Below are 19688 nucleotides of genomic sequence, written 5' to 3' on the forward strand. Positions count from 1 at the left end.
GATACAATGAGCGAATATCTAGTAGAAGAAATGCAACACGCAAAAGGTGCAAAAATAAAAGTCATAGGCTGCGGTGGCGGTGGCGGTAATATGATAGATCATATGGTAAATATGGGCTTACATGATCTTGATCTTATCTCAGCAAATACTGATGCACAAGCTATAGCAAAATCTTTAGCAAAAACTAGAATTCAACTAGGTGAGAAAAAAACTAAAGGTTTAGGTGCTGGTATGCAACCAGAAATTGGAGCAGAAAGTGCAAGAGAAAGCTTTGAAGAAGTAAAAGCAGCTTTAAGTCAAAGTGATATAGTATTCATTTCAGCAGGACTTGGTGGTGGAACTGGTACAGGTGCAGCTCCTGTTGTAGCACAAGCTGCTAAAGAAGTAGGCGCATTAACTGTTTCGGTTGTAACTATGCCTTTTGCTTTTGAAGGAAAACAAAGAAAAAAATTAGCTGAAGCTGGCTTGGCTGAATTAAAAAAAGAAAGTGATTCTATCATTGTAATCCAAAATGAAAAACTTCTTAGTATACTTCCAAAAAAAGCAGGTATAAAAGAAGCATTCAAACTAGTTGATGATATCTTAGCTAGAGCTGTTAGAGGTATGGTGTCTATTCTTTTAGAAGATGGCGATATCAATGTTGACTTTGCAGATGTTAGAACTGTTATGAGCCATAGAGGTTTAGCTTTAATGGGTGTGGGTCATGGAGAAGGTGAAAATGCTATCATGGACGCATTATCAAGTGCTATAGAATCTCCATTATTAGATGGTATGACTATGAAAGGCGTTAAGGGCGTGATTATCCATTATAAAATTGGACCTGAATGCTCATTGATAGAAATTTCACAAGCTACTCAAAGCATTAGCGATATAGCAGATGAAAATGCAAAAGTAATCTTTGGTGCAACTACTGATGAAAGCATGGGCGATCGTGTTGAAGTAACTATCATTGCTACAGGTTTTGAAGATAAAGCTGAAATAGAAAGTGCTAAAGAACAAGAAGAAAGTAAAAAAAATAGCTATATGAATTTGCGCAAAGCTAGCGGTGGGTTTGATGAGGAAGTGATTTCTCAACTTGATGTTCCTGCTTTCTTGCGTCGTCAAATGGATTAATTTGTAAGTAAAAATCCTTATATGAATTCTTCATTATTATGTGATTTTTACGAACTAAGTATGGCTTATGCTTATTTTAAACAAAATATGCATAAGCAGATTGTTTATTTTGAAGTTTTTTTTAGAAAAGCTCCTGATAGTGCTTCTTATGCTATTTTTTGTGGATTAGAACAAATCATAAATCATATTAATCATTTTTCTTTCTCTAAAGATGACATAGATTTTTTGAAAAATACTAAAAAATTTGATGATGATTTTGTAAACTACCTTTCAACTTTAAAATTTAGTGGAGATATACTAAGTGTTAAAGAAGGTGAATGTATTTTTGCTAATATACCTTTAATGATCATCAAAGCACCTATAATAGAAGCTTTATTATTAGAAACTTTCATACTTTTAACCCTAAATCATCAATGTCTAATTGCCACTAAAGCTAGCAGAATTGCTCAAATTGCAAAAGAAAAATTACTCTTAGAATTTGGCTCTCGCAGAGCCCATGGAGAAAGTGCGGCTTTAAATGGTGCTAGAGCTGCTTTTATAGGTGGTTTTCATGCAAGTGCTTGTACTTTAGCTGGGAAAAAATTTAATATTCCTATTAGCGGAACCATGTCTCATGCTTGGGTACAAATGTTTGATGATGAGCTAAGTGCTTTTAGAGCATATTGTCAAATTTATAAAGATAATATAAGTCTTTTGATTGATACATATGATTATAAAAAAGGTATTGAAAATGCTATTTTAGTTTTTAATGAGTTAAATGCGCAAGATTCTATGCAAAATTATTCCATCCGTATTGATTCAGGAGATTTGCTGAAAATCTCTAAATATATTAGAAAAAAACTAGATCTTGCTAACTTAACAAAATGCAAAATCATAGCTAGTAATGCCTTAGATGAGTTCATCATAGAAAAATTACTAAAAAACAAAGCTCCAATCGATGCTTTTGGTATTGGAGAAAAGCTTATTACTTCAGCAAGCTCGCCTATTTTTGGAGCTGTTTATAAGCTTGTTGCATTAGAAAAAAACAATCAAATCATCCCTAAAATAAAAATTAGCGCAAGTTCAAGCAAAACAACCTTGCCACATTTTAAAAAACTTATAAGGTATTATAAAAACAATAAAGCAAGTTTTGATATTTTATATACACATGATGAGAGTATCAAAAATTATCAAGGCCATACATATAAAAATTTACATGAGCTTATTTTTAAAGATGGAAAATTAATCTATGGGCTTCCTAACTTGAAAAATATTCAAGAGTATCATAAAAAAAGTGTTGATAGTTTGGATTTTAAACTAAAAAAACTTCAAAATCCAAGTATTTATAAAGTAAAAATTTCTAAAAAATTACAAAATATGCAAAAAACTTACTTAGAAAAAAATTAATCTTTTTCTCTAAGTTTTACTTCATCTTCTACTTCAAGTAAAAATCTATCAACAAGCTCATCTTCTTTTAATTTTGCCACCACTTCACCATGTCTTATAACTAAACCTTGATTTTTTCCAAAAGCAATAGCCACATCAGCACCCTTAGCCTCACCCAAGGCATTTACAACACAACCCATAACACTTATATTTAATGGTTCTTTTATATGTTTAGTTTTTTCTTCTACTATCTTAATCGCTTTAATCAAATCGCTTTGAATTCTTCCACAAGTTGGGCATGAGATGATATTTACTCCACTCTTTTGCACTCCACTATCTTGCAAAATCGCTCTTGCTACTTTAATCTCTTCTTCAAGTTCCCCTGTCATAGAAACTCTCATTGTATCGCCTATACCTTTTAAAAGCAAATTTCCTAAGGCAATCGAACTTTTAACAGTACTATGAAATTTAGTTCCTGCTTCAGTAACCCCTAAATGAAACGGATAATCACAAAGTGGTCTTAGAGCTTCATAAGCTTTTATGGTATTTTGCACATCTGAAGTTTTCATAGAAATTTTAATGTCAAAAAAGTCTAAATCTTCTAGTAATTTTATATTATATAAAGCGCTCTCAAGCATAGCCTCTATATTATAACCATATTTATCGCTAAATTGCTTTTCTATAGAGCCATGATTTACCCCTATTCTAATAGGAATTTTTCTTTGTTTACAAGCTTGCACCACTTCTTTTATATTTTCTTTTGAGCCTATATTTCCCGGATTAATTCTCACCCCATCGATAAATTCAGCACAAAAAACTGCTAGCTTATGATTAAAATGTATATCCACTATTAAAGGCAAGGGGCTTTTTGCTTTGATTTCTTTTAAAGCTCTTGCATCTGCCATGTCCAAACAAGCTAAACGCACTATATTTGCACCGGCAAAATAAAGCCTATTAAGTTGCTCTAAACAACCTTCAATATCTCTTGTTTTAGTAAAAAGCATGGATTGCACAGAAATAGGTGCATCACCACCTATTAAAACATCGCCTACTTTTATTTGTCTTGTTTTATATCTTGTCATTAAAATCACTCTAAAAATATTTTTATATAATTTTAATAATTTAATCTAAAAATATCAAGGATTTAATATGAAAAATTTACTTAATTTTTTATCAGCTCATTTAGATAGCAAAAAAGCAAATTTTTTATTAAATTCACTCAAAACCAATCAAGATTATTTTTTTCAAAAATTTATACTAGATAATATAAATCATATTACAGCTTGGCTTAATAGTGACGATTTTAAACAATATGAAAATAAGACTTATCCACCATTAGTAAATCCAAAAAATATCGATATAGAACCTAGTGATTATTGCACAAAACTTGCTTGGAAACTAAACATACCTCTAGAAAATGCTAAATTTATCTATATTTCCCCTCATGGTGTTGGCGCTGCTGCTTTTTTAACACTACTCAATGAAGCATGCAATGTTTATTGCTCTGCTTCTTGGGTATCTCCAAACAACGGATATTACAGATATAATTTAAATTTTAAATCACTTCTTCAATACTCTCAAACAGCTATTAATATATCCGAGACAAATATTTTAGATTTGGATAAATATTTAAATTTAATTAGTTGTGATACACCTATACTAATTCAAACACGAGATCCCATATCTTTATTAAAACATTCATATGGAAGAGATTGGAGTAAAGTTCAAAGAAACTATAATCAAAATTTTAACTTAAATTTTAACTACCAAGAATATATTAATTTTTTAAAACCAAACAAAACTTACATGAAAGATGATTTTGAAAATTTACTAGAAAATACTTTTATAATGCATACTCTACTTAATAAAATTAACACAAACAATATTACTTATATAGATATGTGTGACTTAAACGAAAAGAAGGCTTATAATACTTTTATTAACTTGGCAGATAAATTTGATTTTACCCCCCCCATAATGATGAAAATCTTTTTAAAAGAAAAGAATTTAGAGGTTATATAAGATATTTGCTTCCTTTAATTTTTCAAGTAGATTATGAAATAAAATTAATTATTAATAGATATCATATAAGCAACGAGCAAATAAATATTTTTTCCTACATTAGCAATAATGATCTTAAAAATAACATTGGCATTTATATCGATAAAAATAAAATATCTAAATTTTTAAATCATAAAAATTATGCAAGAATCAAACAATATTTATCCAATTTTTTAGATGCAATCAAAGAAATTGTTGACTACACAGAAACAAATCTTATGAAAGAAGATGAAGTATTAGACTATCTCAAGAAAAACAAAACAGCAAGGCTAAAACTCAAAGATATATTAGATAAAGAACTGATACATATTAAAAATTTCCGCCCTGATATTGTGAAATCATGGAAATATTACCAAGAATTTGAAAAATTCTTTAACTAAAATCAACCGGATCTATATCGCAAGTAATATTTTTAAAATTTAAAGCAAAGTGCTCAAACTTTACAAGCTCTTGGTGAGTATTAGCACGCAATAATACATAAAAACGCCATTTTTTATTTAGCATTTCAATACCACAAGCACCATGGCCTACTAATTGCACTTGTTTTAATTCTTGAACTTTATTAGCTATAAATTCACATAAATTTAAAGCTTTGTTTTTATCCTCATCTTCAATAATTAGCCTTAAAAGTCTTTTAAATGGGGGATAAAGCTCATTTCTGGCATTTAATTCATCTTTTAAAAAACTATCATAATCTTGTATATATTTTTCAAAAAAAGATCTATTTTTAGTTTGTAAAAGTACCCTACCCTCACCCTTTCGACCTGCACGACCTGCTACTTGCATAGCAAGAGCCAAAGTCTCTTCCAAAGCTTTAAAATTAGGTCTGAATAAATACTCATCAAGACCTAAAATCACACTCAAATCCACATTGTGATAATCATGTCCTTTAGCAAGCATAGAAGTGCCTACTAAAATATCAATTTTTTCTTGGTTAAAATCTTTTAAAATCATATCAAGCTTTTTTACACTGCTAATCTCATCACTATCAAATCTTTTTATGATAGGATTAAACTCGGCTAATTCTTTTTCTAAAAGCTCACAAAGCTCTGCTGTGCCCATTTTTTTAGCTTCAAGCATAACTCCATTGCAGGTTGGACAAGTTTGATCAATTTCTTTAGTAAAATTGCAATAATGACATTTTAATGCATTTTTATTTTTATGCAAACTCAAAGCAATAGAACAAAAAGGACATTTAATGGTATTAGCGCATTCTTTGCATAAAATTTGTCTAAAATTTGCCCTTGTAGGTAAAAATACCACAGCTTGCTTTTTATTTCTTAAACTAATTTTTAATTCTAAAAGTAATTTTGACGAGACACTAAGCTCGCTCTCATCATATAAAAACTGCTTTTTGCTTTCAAAAAAGGTTCCTTTAAGTCTAAAACAAGGATGTTTATAATAACTTACAACACTTGGAGTAGCCGAACCTAAAAGAACTTTTATATGCATTTTTTTTGCTACAAATAAAGCCAAATCTCTTGCATTGATTTTTGGATTATTAGAAGCTTTATAAGAATTATCATGCTCTTCATCAATAATAATCAAACCCAAATTCTTAAAAGGTAAAAACAAAGCCGATCTAGCTCCCACCACTAAAAGAGCTTTTGAATTTGTTAAATCTTGCAAGTATTCTTGCTTTTTTTTCTTAGTAATTTTAGAATGCCACAAGAAAAAATGCTCACCAAAATACACTTTTAATCTTTTTTGCATTTGCGGAGTTAGAGCGATTTCTGGCATTAAAAGCAAAACTTGCTTTCCTTGCTCTAGATATTCTTTTATCAAGCTAATATAAATTTCAGTTTTACCACTTCCTGTATCGCCAAATAATAAACTAGTTTGTTTAGTTTTTATAAATTCCAAAGCCTCTTGCTGGTTTTTACTTAAACTAGGTGCTTTTTCTATATGAATTTTTTCATTTTTATACTCTTTAATGCTTTCAAACATACCCAAAACAAAAGCTATTTTACTAGCATAATAATAAGCAATAAATTGAGCAAGTTCGTATTGGTATTGCGTTAGTTTAAAACCTATTTTTTCTTTTATAGCTTGGGTTTTAAAATCAGGCTTTGAACATTTTTGTAAAATTATAGCTTTGAGATTTTTTTTCCTCGCAAGATCAACTATCACTTCATCTAAAATTTCAATTTCTTCTTCACTTTCATAAATTAAGGTATCTAAATAATATCCTTTTATAGCAAGTTGATAAAAATTCAAAACCCATAATCCTTACAATTTAAACTCACACATTCTAAAAAAACTTTTTCACTATTATAAGAAAAATCTATGTAATTTTTAGCATTTATAAAAAATCTATATTGGGTACTTGCTATTTTCATCCATGATTTTTTACTTGAAACAATTGGCTTATCTAATACACTATATGAACAATGATTTGTTTTTTTGTAATTTTGCAAACTATCACAAAAAAATAATTTTTGATTTTCACTATTTATCAAAGCTTCATCTAAAATGGCTGGAAAATCCTTACTTTCTTTAAATAAAAACTGATTTTTGAGTAAAGCCAAAGAAGCATTGATGAGCTCTACCTCACTTTTTGCTTGGATAAGTTTAGCATCATTTTTTCCAAAAGAAAAATACGGATAAGCAATTGTGCTAAGAATAGCAATAATCATCATACAAAAAATAAGCTCTACTAAAGTAAAAGCTTTTTTTACTTGCATTTATTGTATTTCTTCATCGATAGTGTTTATAAGTTTGTTGAGTTCTTTTTTTAAGATATAATTTTCATAGCTAAGTTTTACAAAAGCATTAATGAAATTTGCAAGTTCTATCTTACCTGTGCCTCCAGAAATTAAAGCAATCTCATCTTCAAGATGATTTGCAAATTCATTACTGCATGTTACAACAAAGTCTTTCGCATAGACATTGATTGTAACTTTTCTTTGATTATTGTTTGCCAAGAACTGCCTCTATTTTTTTGATCACATCTTCACTTTCAATATTTTTATTTTTAAGCTCTTCTTCCAAACGCGCAATTTGATTGTTTTTAGCTTCATTTTGTGCTTTTACGCTTACTAATTCATTTCTTAAATTTTCATTTATTTCACATACTTCATTATATTTAGCCAAAAGCTCATTTACTTTATCTGTCATTGTGTTGATTATTCTTTCATCATACATAATTTTTTGCCTTTATTGATTTTATATTTTAGAGTATTTTAAACACATATTGTAACAAAAAAAAATTTAATTTTGCATAGCTTTTTGTTTTAAAATTTAAATTTTTAGAAAAAATTTTGTGTAAAATTAGTAAAAATACAAGTTAGGAAAAATTATGTTTGAACTTACTAGCGAATTTAAGCCAAGTCCTGATCAAAAGCAAGCTATTGATGGTATAGTAAAAAGCATTAAAGCAGGCAATAAATACCAAACCTTGCTAGGTGTTACAGGTAGTGGAAAAACTTTCACTATGGCAAATATCATTAAAAACTTAAACATGCCTACTCTTATCATGAGCCACAATAAAAGCTTATGCGCGCAACTTTATAGTGAATTTAAAGGCTTTTTTGCAAATAATCATGTGGAGTATTTTATAAGCTATTATGATTATTATCAACCCGAGGCTTATATACCAAGAACCGATGTTTTTATAGAAAAAGACAGCTCTACTAATGAAGACTTAGAAAGATTAAGACTAAGCGCAAGTGCTTCGCTTTTAAGTTATGATGATGTTATTTGCATAGCTAGTGTTTCAGCAAATTATGGTTTGGGAAATCCAAGTGAGTATGTGGGTATGGTTTTGATTTTAGAGCTTAATATGCAAATAAATCAAAAAGAACTTTTAAAAAAACTTGTAGATATGGGTTATAAACGCAATGATAATTTCTTTGACAGAGCTGATTTTAGAGTCAATGGAGATATAGTAGATATATATCCAGCTTATTATGAGGATGAAGCTATTAGACTTGAATTTTTTGGCGATGAACTTGAGGCGATGTATCATTATAATGTTTTAGAAAATAAAAAAGGTAAAGACTTAAAAAAATTTATACTTTATCCAACTAGTCAATTTAGTGTAGGTGAAGCTAGACTTAAAGAGGCTATAAAAGGTATAAAAGCTGAATTAAATAAACGCCTTGCTTATTTTGAAAATGAAAATAAACTCGTAGAAGCACAAAGACTAAAACAAAGGGTAGAATTTGACCTTGAAATGCTTCAAAGTACTGGCATGTGCAAAGGAGTTGAAAATTATGCCTTGCATTTAACAGGGCTTAAGAGCGGCGATACACCTTATACGCTTTTTGATTATTTTGCCATTAAAAATCAAGATTTTTTAGTCATTGTAGATGAATCTCATGTATCTTTACCACAATTTCGCGGAATGTTTGCAGGGGATAGAAGCAGAAAGCAAACTTTGGTTGATTATGGTTTTCGCTTGCCAAGTGCCTTAGATAATAGACCTTTGATGTTTGATGAATTTATTAATAAAAATTGTAAATTTTTATTTGTTTCAGCCACACCTGCACCTTTAGAACTAGAATTAAGCAAAGAAAATATTTTTTATCAAATCATGCGTCCAACAGGGCTTTTAGATCCTAAAATAGAAATCAAAGATAGTGAAAATCAAGTAGAAATTTTATACGATGAAGCTAAAAAAGTTATAGATCGTAATGAAAGAGTTTTAATAACCGTTTTAACTAAAAAAATGGCTGAAGAGCTTAGTAAATACTACTTAGAACTTGGCTTAAAAGTAAAATACATGCACTCAGAAATTGATGCAATTGAGCGCAATGAAATCATCCGTGGCTTAAGAAGTGGCGCTTTTGATATTTTAATCGGGATTAATCTTTTAAGAGAAGGACTTGATTTACCTGAAGTTTCCCTTATAGCGATTATGGATGCAGACAAGGAAGGCTTTTTAAGAAGCACCACCGCACTCATTCAAACGATGGGACGCGCGGCTAGAAATGTCAATGGAAAAGTATTACTTTTTGCTAAAAAAATCACAAAATCTATGCAAGAAGCTATCGATACTACCAATGAAAGAAGAACCCTACAAGAAGCTTATAATAAAAAGTACAACATCACACCAACCTCAGTAAAAAGAAACATAGAAGAAAGTTTAAAACATGAGCTTGAACAAGGAGAAATTTATCGTAAAGGCAAAGAACTTGAAAAAATGCCTGCGAAAGAACGCGCTAAAATAGTAAAAGAATTAAGAAAACAAATGCTAGAAGCAGCTAAAAATCTTGAGTTTGAGAAAGCGGCAATGCTTAGAGATGAAATTAATAAATTAAGAACTTTATAATCCCTTAAATAAGGGATTATTTATTTGCTCTTTCTATATACTCTCCACGCACAGTATCAACGCGGATTACTTCCCCTTCTAATACATGGAAAGGAATTTGCACTACTGCGCCTGTTTCTAAAGTAGCTGGTTTTTTGTTTGAGCCTTGAGTATCACCTTTAAAATTTGGTGCTGTTTCAATAATTTTAAGTTCCATTACTTGAGGTACTTCCACACCAATTGCTTTTCCATTGTGAAATAAAACATCTACCATGGTTCCATCAAGCATCCATTTTTTAGCTTCACCCACATCTTCATCGCTAATTGCAACTTGCTCATAAGTTTGAGTATCCATAAATTGACAATTTTCACCATCATCGTATAGATATTGCATTTGTTTTTCTTCTAAATTTGGAGATTCGCATTTATCTCCTGCATGGAAAGTTTTTTCTAAAACCTTACCATCGATAAAAGATTTAATTTTAATACGTACAAAAGCAGGACCTTTTCCTGGTTTTACGTGTTGATATTCTACGATTTTAAAAGGAATACCATCAATTTCTATTTTTAAACCTTTTTTTAAATCTCCCATTCCATAAGAAGCCATATATTTTCCTTAATTTTAAAATTAAAAAATAATTGTAACAATTAAGGCTTATAAAAAGCCTTAAATTTCTGCATATTCTGCAAAAATACAAGCATCAATAGCTCTTAATTCCTCAAGCAAAGCTTTTGAAATTTTTGTATCAAGCAAAATTACAGCCAAAGCTTTTCCAAAGCCATTTCTACCAAGTCTAAAATCGGCTATATTGACATTATTTTTGGCTAAAATTCCGCTAACATTAGCAATAACTCCTGGTATGTCATTGTTATTTAAAATTATCATTTTCCCTTTTGGTTTAAAATCTACATCAAAACCATTTAATTCTACTATTCTTTGTTCATTTTCACCAAAAATAGTTCCTGAGATAGAAAGGTTAGAATTATCTGTAATTACTTTTATAGTGATTTTATTACTATAACCACTACTTGGTAGAATACAAGAAGAAAGTTCTACGCCCTTATCTTTAGCTACAAAATGTGCGTTAATATAATTAATATTCTCACCTAAAATACCTCTTAAAACACTCACTGTTGCAAAAGTTAATAAAGACTCATTATACTCGCTAATTTGTCCTTCGCTCTCAAGTTTAATAGCCTTAATAGGAGTTTTATCAAGCTGAGCAGCCAAAAAGCCCATTTTGGAAATAAGCTCAATATAAGGTGCTACAAAACTTGGTAAATCTTCAGTTTTAATCGGTAAATTTAAAGCATTAGGATAAGAAATTCCTCTTGCAGCATTTAAAGCTTGCTCGCATGCTTGGATAGCGATATTTTCTTGACTTTCTAAAGTGTTTGCACCAAGATGAGAAGTAACAGAAACATTTTCAAAGTCTAAAAATGGATGATTAGTTGCTGGTTCTTTATTAAACACATCGATACCAAGCCAAGCTATTTTACCACTTTTTAAACCTTCACACAATGCATCTTCATTATAAAGACCACCTCTGGCACAATTTATCAATCTTACCCCATCTTTCATTTTAGAAATTTCTTCAAAAGAAATCATATCTGTTGTTTCTTTTGTTTTTGGCGTATGTATGGTAATAAAATCACTTTGAGTTAAGATTACATCTAAAGAATTCACACACTCTATACCCAAATCAGTCATTTTAGAAGCTACCACATAAGGATCATAAGCTATAACTTTCATACCAAAAGCTTTTGCACGTACAGCCACTCTTGAACCTATATTACCAAAACCTATAACTCCTAAAGTTTTATTCATAAGTTCAACACCATACCACTTTTCTCTTTCCCATTTTCTTTGTATTTTTAAAAAATTATGAGCATTTACAAAAGATCTTGCAGAGCATAATAAATGATTCATAGTAAGCTCAACTGCTGCTATGGTATTAGCCGTTGGTACATTCATTACTATAATGCCTTTTTTAGAGCATTCATCTATATCAACATTATCAACCCCAACGCCTGCTCTAACTAAAGCTTTTAAATTAGAACATGCATTGATAAATTTCAAATCCACATCCGTTGAACTTCTAGTAATAGCAACATCTACATCATTTAATTTTGTTAAAAGTTTATCTTTAGGCAAATGCGCTGCTTCGATAAGCTCAACATCATCAGCTTTTCTTAAAAGTTCTACGCCTTTGTCTAATATCGCATCACATACAATAATTTTTTTCATAACCAAACCTCCTTTAATTTTGCATTTATGTTATAAATTTTTAATTTGTCGATCAGTGTATTTAATACTTTTTCATTATTTGTATCTAAATAAATTGCCACTTCATCTTTACTCTGTGTTAAAGTGTATTTGATAAAAAAAGAATGCAGAGTTTGCTTTAAACAAAACATAGAATAAACATCATTTTTATTTACATCGAGCATATAAAATTTTTGTTTTGGCTTTACTACAGAATCATCCATATTAAAACTCATATAAAATTCATTTGCTGCTGGAGAAAAATCATTGATTTTAATATTTGAAAGTTTATCTTGCCAAGTTTGTGGTAACTCTTTTTTTATTTCATCAAAAGAATATTTAACATTTTGTGAGATAGGTAAATTCCCAATATCTACATATCTCACCATAAAAATAAAAGCAATAAATAAAATTAGGCTTAAAAAACCTAAAATACCATAAAGGGTATATTTTTTCATTTTTTATTATAAAAGTTGATCTTTGATAATATCACCTAAAGTTACTTTGTCATTATCATTGATTTCATTTAATGCTTCTCTTTCTTTCATTCTTGCAAGGCTTTTTACGCTTAAACGAATTCTATTTTTCTTTTCATCAATGAAAACAATCAAAGCTTCTATTGTATCACCTACTTTTAAACTTGAAAAATCAATATTACCTAAATCCTCTTTATGAATAAGCGCATCAACGCCTTCTTCAAGCTCTACAAAAACTCCAAAATCTTTAATATCTCTAATTTTACCAGAAATAACATCATTTACTTGGTGTTTTTGAGCATAAACTTGAACAGGACTTTTTTGTAATTCTTTAGTACTTAAAGAAATTTTTTGATTTTCTTTATCTAGTTTAATGATTTTAACTTCTACAACATCACCAACTTTATACATATCTTTACATTTATCACTTCTATTCCAAGAAGCATCTTCATTATGCAACAAACCTTCTAAATTAGCAATTTTTATAAAGGCACCAAAATTAGTCACGGAAGTAACACTGCCTTTTAGCACATCACCTACTTTATATGATTTTAAAAACTCATCAAAAGGTTTTGCTAATAAATTTTTTAAAGAAACTCTAAGTCTTCTTTCTTTAGCATTAATTTCAATCACTTCCACATCAAGCTCTTGACCTTCGTTAATATAATCTTTTGGATTTTTAGCATTTTTATCCCAAGAAATTTCACTTATATGTAAAAATCCTTCTATATCATTTCCTAAATCTACAAAAGCACCATATGGTTCTATATTTGAAACCGTAACTTTAATAGTATCACCAACTTCTAAACCATCTTTAATTTCATCCCAAGGATCAGGCATGGCAAGTTTTATAGATAAAGAAAGATGTTTTTTATCTTTATCATATTTAATCACTTTTACAGGAACTTTATCACCTTCATTATACAACGAACTAGGATTTACTGGTCCTTTATAAGAAATTTCACTATAATGAACTAAACCATCAACACCACCTACATCAACAAACATACCGTAAGTAGTGATTTTTTTAACAACACCTTCTATAATTTCTTCTTGATTTAATACATTTGAAATAATTTCTTTGCGTTTTTTTCTTTCCTCATCTACTATTTTTTTTCTAGAAACTACTATACTCTGAGCTTCTTTATCTATTTTTATAATTTTAACTTTAAAAGTTTTATTGATAATATTATTTGAATCTTTAAAACTGCTTTGTGATTTTGGTAGGAAAAACTCCACTCCATTTTCATCCACAGCTACAAAGCCACCTCTATTTTTACCAATGATTTTTACATCAAATATACTTTCATCATCTTTATAATTGTTAATAAATTCTTTAACTTTTTGTTTTCTTAAAGCTTTTTTATGAGAAAGTAAAGATCTGCCACCGCGAGAACCTACTATAGCAACTTCTAATGTATCACCTTCTTTGAAGATAAATTCGCCTTTTTCGTTTTGAATTTCTTCTGCTACTAAAATACCTTCTGATTTTTGTCCTACATTTACAAATACCTCATCACCTTTAATCGCGACAATTATACCTTGTGTAGTTGCCTCCTCATCAGACTTAAAAGATTCTTCAAGCATTTGCTCAAAATCTTCTTCTATGATAATATCCTCTAGTCTGTTTTGAACTTTTTTGTTCACCTCGCTCATTGTGGTCCTTTGTTTTAAATTTTAATTGTTGATTATAGTATTGTTTTCTTTAAACTTAGTTAATTTTGGTGTATTCTTTGATTTTTTCCAAAACCAAATCAATCACCCAATCAGGTGTAGAAGCACCCGCACTAATGCCACATTTTTCTTTACCACTAAACCATTCTTTCTGAATTTCTTTTTCATTTTCGATTAAATAACTATCTTCACAATAGTTTTTTGCTATCAAAAAAAGCTGTTTAGTATTGGCTGAGTTCTTCCCTCCAACTATTATCATTACATCACTTTTTTTAGCAAGTTCATTGATTGCTTCTTGATTTTTAAAAGTCGCATCACATATTGTATTAAAAACACGCACTTCCTTAACCCTAAGCATTAAAAAATTTACAATTTCCATAAATTTTTCTATCTTTTTTGTAGTTTGTGATACTACTGCAATTTTAGAAGGCAATTTAATATCAAGCAATTCTTTTTCATCAAGCACTACATAAGCTTTAGTACTTACATAACTTCTAACCCCTTTTACTTCAGGATGATTTTCATCCCCAAAAATAACAACTTCATAACCTTCATTGCTCATTTGTTCACAAATTTTTTGAGGTTTAGTCACAAAAGGACATGTAGCATCAAAAATTTCTATATCTTTTTGCTTTAATTTTTCTAAATCTTGCTTTGTAATACCATGGGTTCTAATAATGGCTTTTTTTTCTGCGTTTAATTCATTGATATCATTTAATGTTTTAACATTATAATTTTTCCAAAGTCTTGTGATTTCTTCATTATTATGAATTAAAGGTCCTATAGTAGCTGCATCTTTAATCTGCTCGGCTTTTTTAATAGCTCTTTTTACTCCAAAACAAAATCCATAACTTTTTGCTAATTCAATCTCCAATCTTAGCTCCTATTTGCTTTAAAATCTCAATAAAATTTGGAAAAGAAGTTTTGATGCATTCACTATCATCTACTTCCATTCCACATCTTAAACCTAAAATTAAAAAACTCATCGCAATTCTATGATCTCCAAAGCTTTCTATTTTAGCATTTTTAACTTCGCCGCCTTCTACTTCAAAGCCATCTTCAAATTCTTTTACTTTTATGCCACATTTTTGCAAATTTAATACAATTGATTTGATTCTATCACTTTCTTTTACGCGCAATTCTTTAGCATTTTTTATAATGCTTTTTCCTTTTGCACAAGCAAAAGCTATAGCCAAAGCTGGAATTTCATCAATCAACCATGCGATATTTTCACTCACATTTACTGCCTTTAGAGGCGCACTTTCAACACAAATTTCTCCAATACTTTCAAAATCTTCATTAGTAATATTATAAGTGATCTTTGCACCCATTTTTTCTAAAATTTTAAAGGCTTCAATGCGTGTTTTATTTAACAAAACATTTTTTAAAACTACTTTTGAATAAGGTAAAATACAAGCAGCTAAGGCAAAATAAAAGGCTGATGATGGATCATTTGGTACACATACTTCAAATGCTTTTAATTTTTCTTTTAAAGGATTGATTTTGATAAAAGTTTTATCCTCATTTAAATACTCAATGCAAGCTCCCATTTTATTAAGCATAATCTCACTATGATCCCTTGAAAGCTCAATTTCTTTAAAATAACTTTCTTTTTTGGCAAATAAAGCTGCTAAAATTAAAGCTGATTTTACTTGAGCTGAAGCAATATTACTACTAAAGTCAAAACCATCTAACTTAGCCCCTTGTATGCAAATAGGCGCTAAATTTGCGTTAGCTCTTCCAAAAATCTTAGCTCCTAAACTCATCAAAGGCCCACTCACTCGCTTCATTGGCCTAGCATTTAAATAACAATCTCCACTAAGAACAAAAAATTCATCTTCAATAGCACTTAAAAAACCTATTAAAAGTCTCATAGCTGTACCTGAATTTCCACAATCTAAAACGCAATTTGGAGATTTTATATATTTTGGAGCTTTAATATAAATTAATCCATCAATTTCTTCAACTTCAGCTCCTAAAGCTTGAATGATTGCTAAAGTATGTAAAGTGTCTTGTGCTTTTAGATAATTTTTAATCTTACAAGTTCCTTGAGTAAGCAAAGAAAAAATAGCAAAGCGATGAGATATAGACTTATCAGAAGCTATATCTTCAAGCTCTACTTTAAAAGAATCAATAGGGCTTATCTTCATCGAAGTTTTAAACCATGCTCATCATCTAAAGCTTTGATAATTTTATCAATATATTCAAGGATAATATTATCTTCTAAGGTTTTTTCAAAATCTCTAAATACCAAATTAATAGTCAAGCTATAAAAATCGCCTAAATTCTCATCTGTATATAAATCTACCACTCTAAAGCTTTCTAATCTTTCGATATTTAATTTAGCAATAGTGTGTTTGATTTTTTCATATTCAAAACCCTTAGGTATAACTATACTTAAATCCCTGCTCATAGATGGAAATTTAGAATATGCTTTAGCGGTTTTAAAGTCTTGTTTTAAGCCTTCCAAATCAAGCTCACAAATATAAGTTTTAACCAAATCCCTTTCATTTTCTATACTTAAATGCACTCTACCTACAAAACCTATACGCTTGTCATTTTTATATACATTTGCTTGTTCATATGGGCTTAAAAATGCATATTCTGATTTTTGTAAACTAAACTCACCTATAATGCTTTTTAATTCTGCTAAAAAGGTATAAAAATCCACTAAAACAGGCTTGGCCTTATTTGTGATTTTAGCTTCTTCTTTATAGCCACTAAAGATCATTGCAAATTTAGCATGCTCATTTGAAAACTCATCAAAAACACTACCACACTCAAAAAGTTTAATTTTCTTTTTTGAATTTCTTAGATTAAAGCTTACTGCATTTAAAAGATGATTTATCAAAGTACTTCTTAAAGTATTAAGTTCGTTAGTAATAGGATTAATGAGTTTGTTTTTAATACATTTAAATCCTAGCTGACTTAATTCTTCTTCATTATCCAAAACATAATGCACACTTTCAAAATATCCATTGTTGCTTGCTTTTAATCTTAAATTTTTAAGCTCTTGATAATCAAAATATACTTGATTTAAGCGATTTTTTTCTCTAAATTCTAAAGCTTTTGATGGGATATTATCAATACCGATAATTCTTACTATTTCTTCACTAATATCAGCTATATTTACTATATCACTACGGTGAAGTGGAATTTTAATATTAAATTGTTCATCATTTACCACACTTATTTCAAAGCCTAGTTTTCTAAGAATTTTGACTAAATTATTTTTATCTATAGGCATACCAATGATTTTATCAACCTCTGCACCAAAAATCCCAATAATATTTGCTTCATTTTCTTTAAAAACTTGTTGGCTTCCTGAAAAAACACCCATTGCACTAATTTTTAAGCACTCATTAAATAAATACTCCATTCCCAAAGAAAGCTTAGGCTCACTGCCTCTTAAAGAACGATATATAGTATCATTTTTCTTTTTATAAAAGGCTATTGCATTTGCTATAGTTTGAGGATGAGTATAGCTTGCTTCTATAATGATGATTTTACTCTCATCATTAATTTTAAATTTATCTTCTTGCTCTATACCTGCTAAAGCAATCAACTCATCTTTATAATAAACCCCATATTCTCCATGTTCTTGAGTTTTAATCTCTAAAACAATCTTTTCATCAATTTGACAATCTTGACAAAGCTTATGAAAATCATAAGCACAAAAAATCACTCCACTTGCATGAGTTGCATAAGTTAAAAGATTTTCTATGTTGTTATTTTTATATGCTTCAATCAAAGCAAGGCGAATTTGTATCATGATATTTAACTTAAATTCTTCTTTAATCTCTAGTGCCTTATAAGCAAAAAATCCTTCAACATCACTTTGATTTTTAACACTTAGTATTCTTCCTATACCTACGCTATTTTCACCTTCTTTTAAAGGATTTAATTCTTTTAAATTTAAATCAAGTGCTGCACTTAAATCTCTAGCAACACCATATAAACTCAAGCAATCCCCGCGATTTGGAGTAAGTTCTATTTCAATTAATTCATCATTAAACAAATTATATTCATTAAGAGCTTTTCCTAAAACTAACTCTCCCATACTTTCATCTAAAACCATAATGCCTTCATTACTTTTTCCAAAACCAAGCTCACTAGAAGAGCAAATCATACCCATAGATTCAACCCCTCTAAGTTTGGCAGGTTTTATCTCAAGTCCACTAGGAAGCACTGCACCTACTAAAGATACGGCTACAAATTGATCTTTATCAACATTTTTTGCACCACAAACAATTTGTAAGATTTCATTCCCAACATCTACTTTACAAATATTCAATTTATCTGAATTTTCATGTTTAACTTTTTCTAAAACCTTACCTATTACAACTTTTTGGGGAGCTTTAACACTTTTGAAACTATCAACCTCTAATCCTATGGAATTTAAAGTATTTACTATAGTTTGTGTTGATATTTCACTTAAATCAATCCATTCATTTAACCAATTTCTACTAATAATCATCTAAATTGCTCCAATAATCTTAAATCACCTTCAAACATAGAACGCAAATCAGGAATTTTATGTAAAAGCATAGCAAAACGCTCCACACCCAAACCAAAAGCATAACCACTTACATTTTTATAACCAACAAATTTATAAACATTAGGATCAACAACGCCACATCCTAAAACTTCAAGCCATCCTGTTTGCTTACAAACCCTACATCCACAACCTTTACAAAACACACAAGAAATATCTACTTCAGCAGATGGCTCTGTAAAAGGAAAAAAACTTGGTCTAAAACGCACTTTTACATCGCCAAACATATGTTTTAAAAAATGCTCTAGCATATCTTTTAAATTTGCAAAATTTACCTTATCGCCTTCTTCTACCACAAGTCCTTCTACTTGATGAAACATAGGCGTATGTGTAATATCAAAATCTCTTCTAAAAACTGCACCTGGTGCTATCATTCTAATAGGTGGTTTTTGAGATAGCATAGTTCTAATTTGCACTGGAGAAGTTTGAGATCTAAGCAAGGTTTTATCTTCAAAATAAAAAGTATCTTGCATATCTCTTGCAGGATGATTTTGTGGTAAATTCAATGCTTCAAAATTATGAAAATCATCCTCAATCAAAGGCCCTTTTTCTATACTAAAATTTAAAGCTGTAAAATATTCTATGATTTTATCCATAGTTTGCATGATTGGGTGCAAAGCACCTGCATTTGAAGTTTCATCAAAAAAGCTAAAATCTTGCACATCTTGTTTCATTTTTTCATTTAAAGCTTTTTCTTCTAATTCTTTTAATTTTATTTGATAAGCCTCATTAAATTCATCTCTTGTTTTATTTAAACCATTGGCAAATTCTTTTTTTTCTTCACCTTGTAAATCTTTTAACTTTGCAAATTCTAAAGTCAAAATACCTTTTTTTCCTAAAACACTTACTTTTATATTTTCAAGCTCTGCTAAAGTATTTACAGAAGCAATTTTTTCTATCATATCTTGCAATTTTAGCTCCAACTAA

The 19688-nt window shown here is 29.6% G+C and carries 18 protein-coding genes; 5 read left to right on the forward strand and 13 right to left on the reverse strand.

What is annotated here, in order from left to right; translation table 11 throughout:
* Positions 1 to 6 precede the first annotated feature (6 nt).
* Both ftsZ and L8W64_RS03880 read left to right on the forward strand, forming a co-directional pair.
* Positions 7 to 1113, forward strand: coding sequence for a cell division protein FtsZ (ftsZ, locus tag L8W64_RS03875; RefSeq protein WP_039626779.1), 1107 nt, complete (start codon positions 7 to 9; stop codon positions 1111 to 1113).
* Positions 1114 to 1134: 21 nt separating this feature from the next.
* Positions 1135 to 2499 carry a nicotinate phosphoribosyltransferase gene (locus L8W64_RS03880; RefSeq protein WP_263672905.1) on the forward strand — a complete coding sequence of 455 codons (1365 nt, stop codon included), beginning with the start codon at positions 1135 to 1137 and terminating at the stop codon, positions 2497 to 2499.
* Here the strand turns inward: L8W64_RS03880 and ispG are convergent.
* On the reverse strand, positions 2496 to 3560 hold the full coding sequence (ispG, locus tag L8W64_RS03885; RefSeq protein ID WP_250322407.1) for a flavodoxin-dependent (E)-4-hydroxy-3-methylbut-2-enyl-diphosphate synthase: 1065 nt from the start codon (positions 3558 to 3560) through the stop codon (positions 2496 to 2498). The genes L8W64_RS03880 and ispG overlap by 4 nt on opposite strands.
* A 67-nt stretch (positions 3561 to 3627) precedes the next feature.
* On the opposite strand from ispG, the gene L8W64_RS03890 reads away from it, so the two are divergent.
* Both L8W64_RS03890 and L8W64_RS03895 read left to right on the forward strand, forming a co-directional pair.
* On the forward strand, positions 3628 to 4500 hold the full coding sequence (locus L8W64_RS03890; protein WP_263672906.1) for a hypothetical protein: 873 nt from the start codon (positions 3628 to 3630) through the stop codon (positions 4498 to 4500).
* A gap of 5 nt (positions 4501 to 4505) precedes the next feature.
* Positions 4506 to 4919: a DUF2972 domain-containing protein gene (locus L8W64_RS03895; protein WP_263662648.1), complete on the forward strand. Its 414-nt coding sequence runs from the start codon at positions 4506 to 4508 to the stop codon at positions 4917 to 4919.
* Here the strand turns inward: L8W64_RS03895 and L8W64_RS03900 are convergent.
* From L8W64_RS03900 to L8W64_RS03915, 4 genes are read right to left on the reverse strand one after another with little or no spacing between them, the layout of a single operon-like run.
* The gene (locus L8W64_RS03900; protein ID WP_263672907.1) at positions 4912 to 6756 is read right to left on the reverse strand and encodes a primosomal protein N'; all 1845 of its coding nucleotides are present in this window, start codon (positions 6754 to 6756) and stop codon (positions 4912 to 4914) included. The two genes, L8W64_RS03895 and L8W64_RS03900, sit on opposite strands and share 8 nt — an antisense overlap.
* Positions 6753 to 7223, reverse strand: coding sequence for a type II secretion system protein (locus tag L8W64_RS03905; protein WP_263666426.1), 471 nt, complete (start codon positions 7221 to 7223; stop codon positions 6753 to 6755). The genes L8W64_RS03900 and L8W64_RS03905 overlap by 4 nt, the downstream gene beginning before the upstream one ends.
* Positions 7224 to 7463, reverse strand: a complete 240-nt coding sequence (locus L8W64_RS03910) for a hypothetical protein (RefSeq protein WP_133319896.1) — start codon at positions 7461 to 7463, stop codon at positions 7224 to 7226.
* Positions 7450 to 7683 (reverse strand): hypothetical protein, encoded by a 234-nt coding sequence (locus L8W64_RS03915; protein ID WP_012661890.1) that lies wholly within the window; start codon positions 7681 to 7683, stop codon positions 7450 to 7452. Before L8W64_RS03915 ends, L8W64_RS03910 begins: the two co-directional genes overlap by 14 nt.
* 154 nt (positions 7684 to 7837) lie before the next feature.
* Here L8W64_RS03915 and uvrB point away from each other — a divergent pair, with 154 nt between their 5' ends.
* Positions 7838 to 9811, forward strand: coding sequence for an excinuclease ABC subunit UvrB (gene uvrB / locus L8W64_RS03920; protein WP_263662646.1), 1974 nt, complete (start codon positions 7838 to 7840; stop codon positions 9809 to 9811).
* 16 nt (positions 9812 to 9827) lie between these two features.
* Here uvrB and efp read toward each other — a convergent pair whose 3' ends face one another.
* Genes efp through pheS form a run of 8 tightly spaced genes read right to left on the reverse strand, consistent with a single transcriptional unit; the run spans position 9828 to position 19672 of the window.
* The gene (gene efp / locus L8W64_RS03925) at positions 9828 to 10397 is read right to left on the reverse strand and encodes an elongation factor P (RefSeq protein ID WP_039618934.1); all 570 of its coding nucleotides are present in this window, start codon (positions 10395 to 10397) and stop codon (positions 9828 to 9830) included.
* Positions 10398 to 10457: 60 nt separating this feature from the next.
* Complete coding sequence (gene serA, locus L8W64_RS03930) at positions 10458 to 12038, reverse strand: phosphoglycerate dehydrogenase (RefSeq protein ID WP_133319894.1); 1581 nt, start codon at positions 12036 to 12038, stop codon at positions 10458 to 10460.
* On the reverse strand, positions 12035 to 12514 hold the full coding sequence (locus tag L8W64_RS03935) for a hypothetical protein (protein WP_133319893.1): 480 nt from the start codon (positions 12512 to 12514) through the stop codon (positions 12035 to 12037). The genes serA and L8W64_RS03935 overlap by 4 nt, the downstream gene beginning before the upstream one ends.
* Positions 12515 to 12520: 6 nt before the next feature.
* A complete protein-coding gene (locus L8W64_RS03940) occupies positions 12521 to 14188 on the reverse strand; it encodes a 30S ribosomal protein S1 (protein WP_220566688.1) in 1668 nt (555 codons plus the stop codon).
* 55 nt (positions 14189 to 14243) lie between these two features.
* Entirely contained in the window at positions 14244 to 15080 is an 837-nt protein-coding gene (locus L8W64_RS03945) for a 4-hydroxy-3-methylbut-2-enyl diphosphate reductase (RefSeq protein WP_220566687.1), read from the reverse strand.
* Complete coding sequence (gene aroA, locus L8W64_RS03950; protein WP_263659750.1) at positions 15070 to 16356, reverse strand: 3-phosphoshikimate 1-carboxyvinyltransferase; 1287 nt, start codon at positions 16354 to 16356, stop codon at positions 15070 to 15072. The genes L8W64_RS03945 and aroA overlap by 11 nt, the downstream gene beginning before the upstream one ends.
* Complete coding sequence (pheT, locus tag L8W64_RS03955; protein ID WP_263672908.1) at positions 16353 to 18683, reverse strand: phenylalanine--tRNA ligase subunit beta; 2331 nt, start codon at positions 18681 to 18683, stop codon at positions 16353 to 16355. The genes aroA and pheT overlap by 4 nt, the downstream gene beginning before the upstream one ends.
* On the reverse strand, positions 18680 to 19672 hold the full coding sequence (gene pheS / locus L8W64_RS03960; RefSeq protein ID WP_087699975.1) for a phenylalanine--tRNA ligase subunit alpha: 993 nt from the start codon (positions 19670 to 19672) through the stop codon (positions 18680 to 18682). The genes pheT and pheS overlap by 4 nt, the downstream gene beginning before the upstream one ends.
* Positions 19673 to 19688 lie beyond the last annotated feature (16 nt).

Origin of the sequence: Campylobacter sp. IFREMER_LSEM_CL1097 (assembly GCF_025772225.1) — a bacterium.
Taxonomy (GTDB): domain Bacteria; phylum Campylobacterota; class Campylobacteria; order Campylobacterales; family Campylobacteraceae; genus Campylobacter_D; species Campylobacter_D lari_D.

Coding starts and splice junctions, on each gene's coding strand:
- ftsZ (WP_039626779.1), top strand. CDS start 7: ATGAGCGAATATCTAGTAGAAGAAATGCAACACGCAAAAGGTGCAAAA.
- L8W64_RS03880 (WP_263672905.1), top strand. CDS start 1,135: ATGAATTCTTCATTATTATGTGATTTTTACGAACTAAGTATGGCTTAT.
- ispG (WP_250322407.1), bottom strand. CDS start 3,560: ATGACAAGATATAAAACAAGACAAATAAAAGTAGGCGATGTTTTAATA.
- L8W64_RS03890 (WP_263672906.1), top strand. CDS start 3,628: ATGAAAAATTTACTTAATTTTTTATCAGCTCATTTAGATAGCAAAAAA.
- L8W64_RS03905 (WP_263666426.1), bottom strand. CDS start 7,223: ATGCAAGTAAAAAAAGCTTTTACTTTAGTAGAGCTTATTTTTTGTATG.
- L8W64_RS03915 (WP_012661890.1), bottom strand. CDS start 7,683: ATGTATGATGAAAGAATAATCAACACAATGACAGATAAAGTAAATGAG.
- uvrB (WP_263662646.1), top strand. CDS start 7,838: ATGTTTGAACTTACTAGCGAATTTAAGCCAAGTCCTGATCAAAAGCAA.
- efp (WP_039618934.1), bottom strand. CDS start 10,397: ATGGCTTCTTATGGAATGGGAGATTTAAAAAAAGGTTTAAAAATAGAA.
- serA (WP_133319894.1), bottom strand. CDS start 12,038: ATGAAAAAAATTATTGTATGTGATGCGATATTAGACAAAGGCGTAGAA.
- L8W64_RS03935 (WP_133319893.1), bottom strand. CDS start 12,514: ATGAAAAAATATACCCTTTATGGTATTTTAGGTTTTTTAAGCCTAATT.
- L8W64_RS03940 (WP_220566688.1), bottom strand. CDS start 14,188: ATGAGCGAGGTGAACAAAAAAGTTCAAAACAGACTAGAGGATATTATC.
- aroA (WP_263659750.1), bottom strand. CDS start 16,356: ATGAAGATAAGCCCTATTGATTCTTTTAAAGTAGAGCTTGAAGATATA.
- pheT (WP_263672908.1), bottom strand. CDS start 18,683: ATGATTATTAGTAGAAATTGGTTAAATGAATGGATTGATTTAAGTGAA.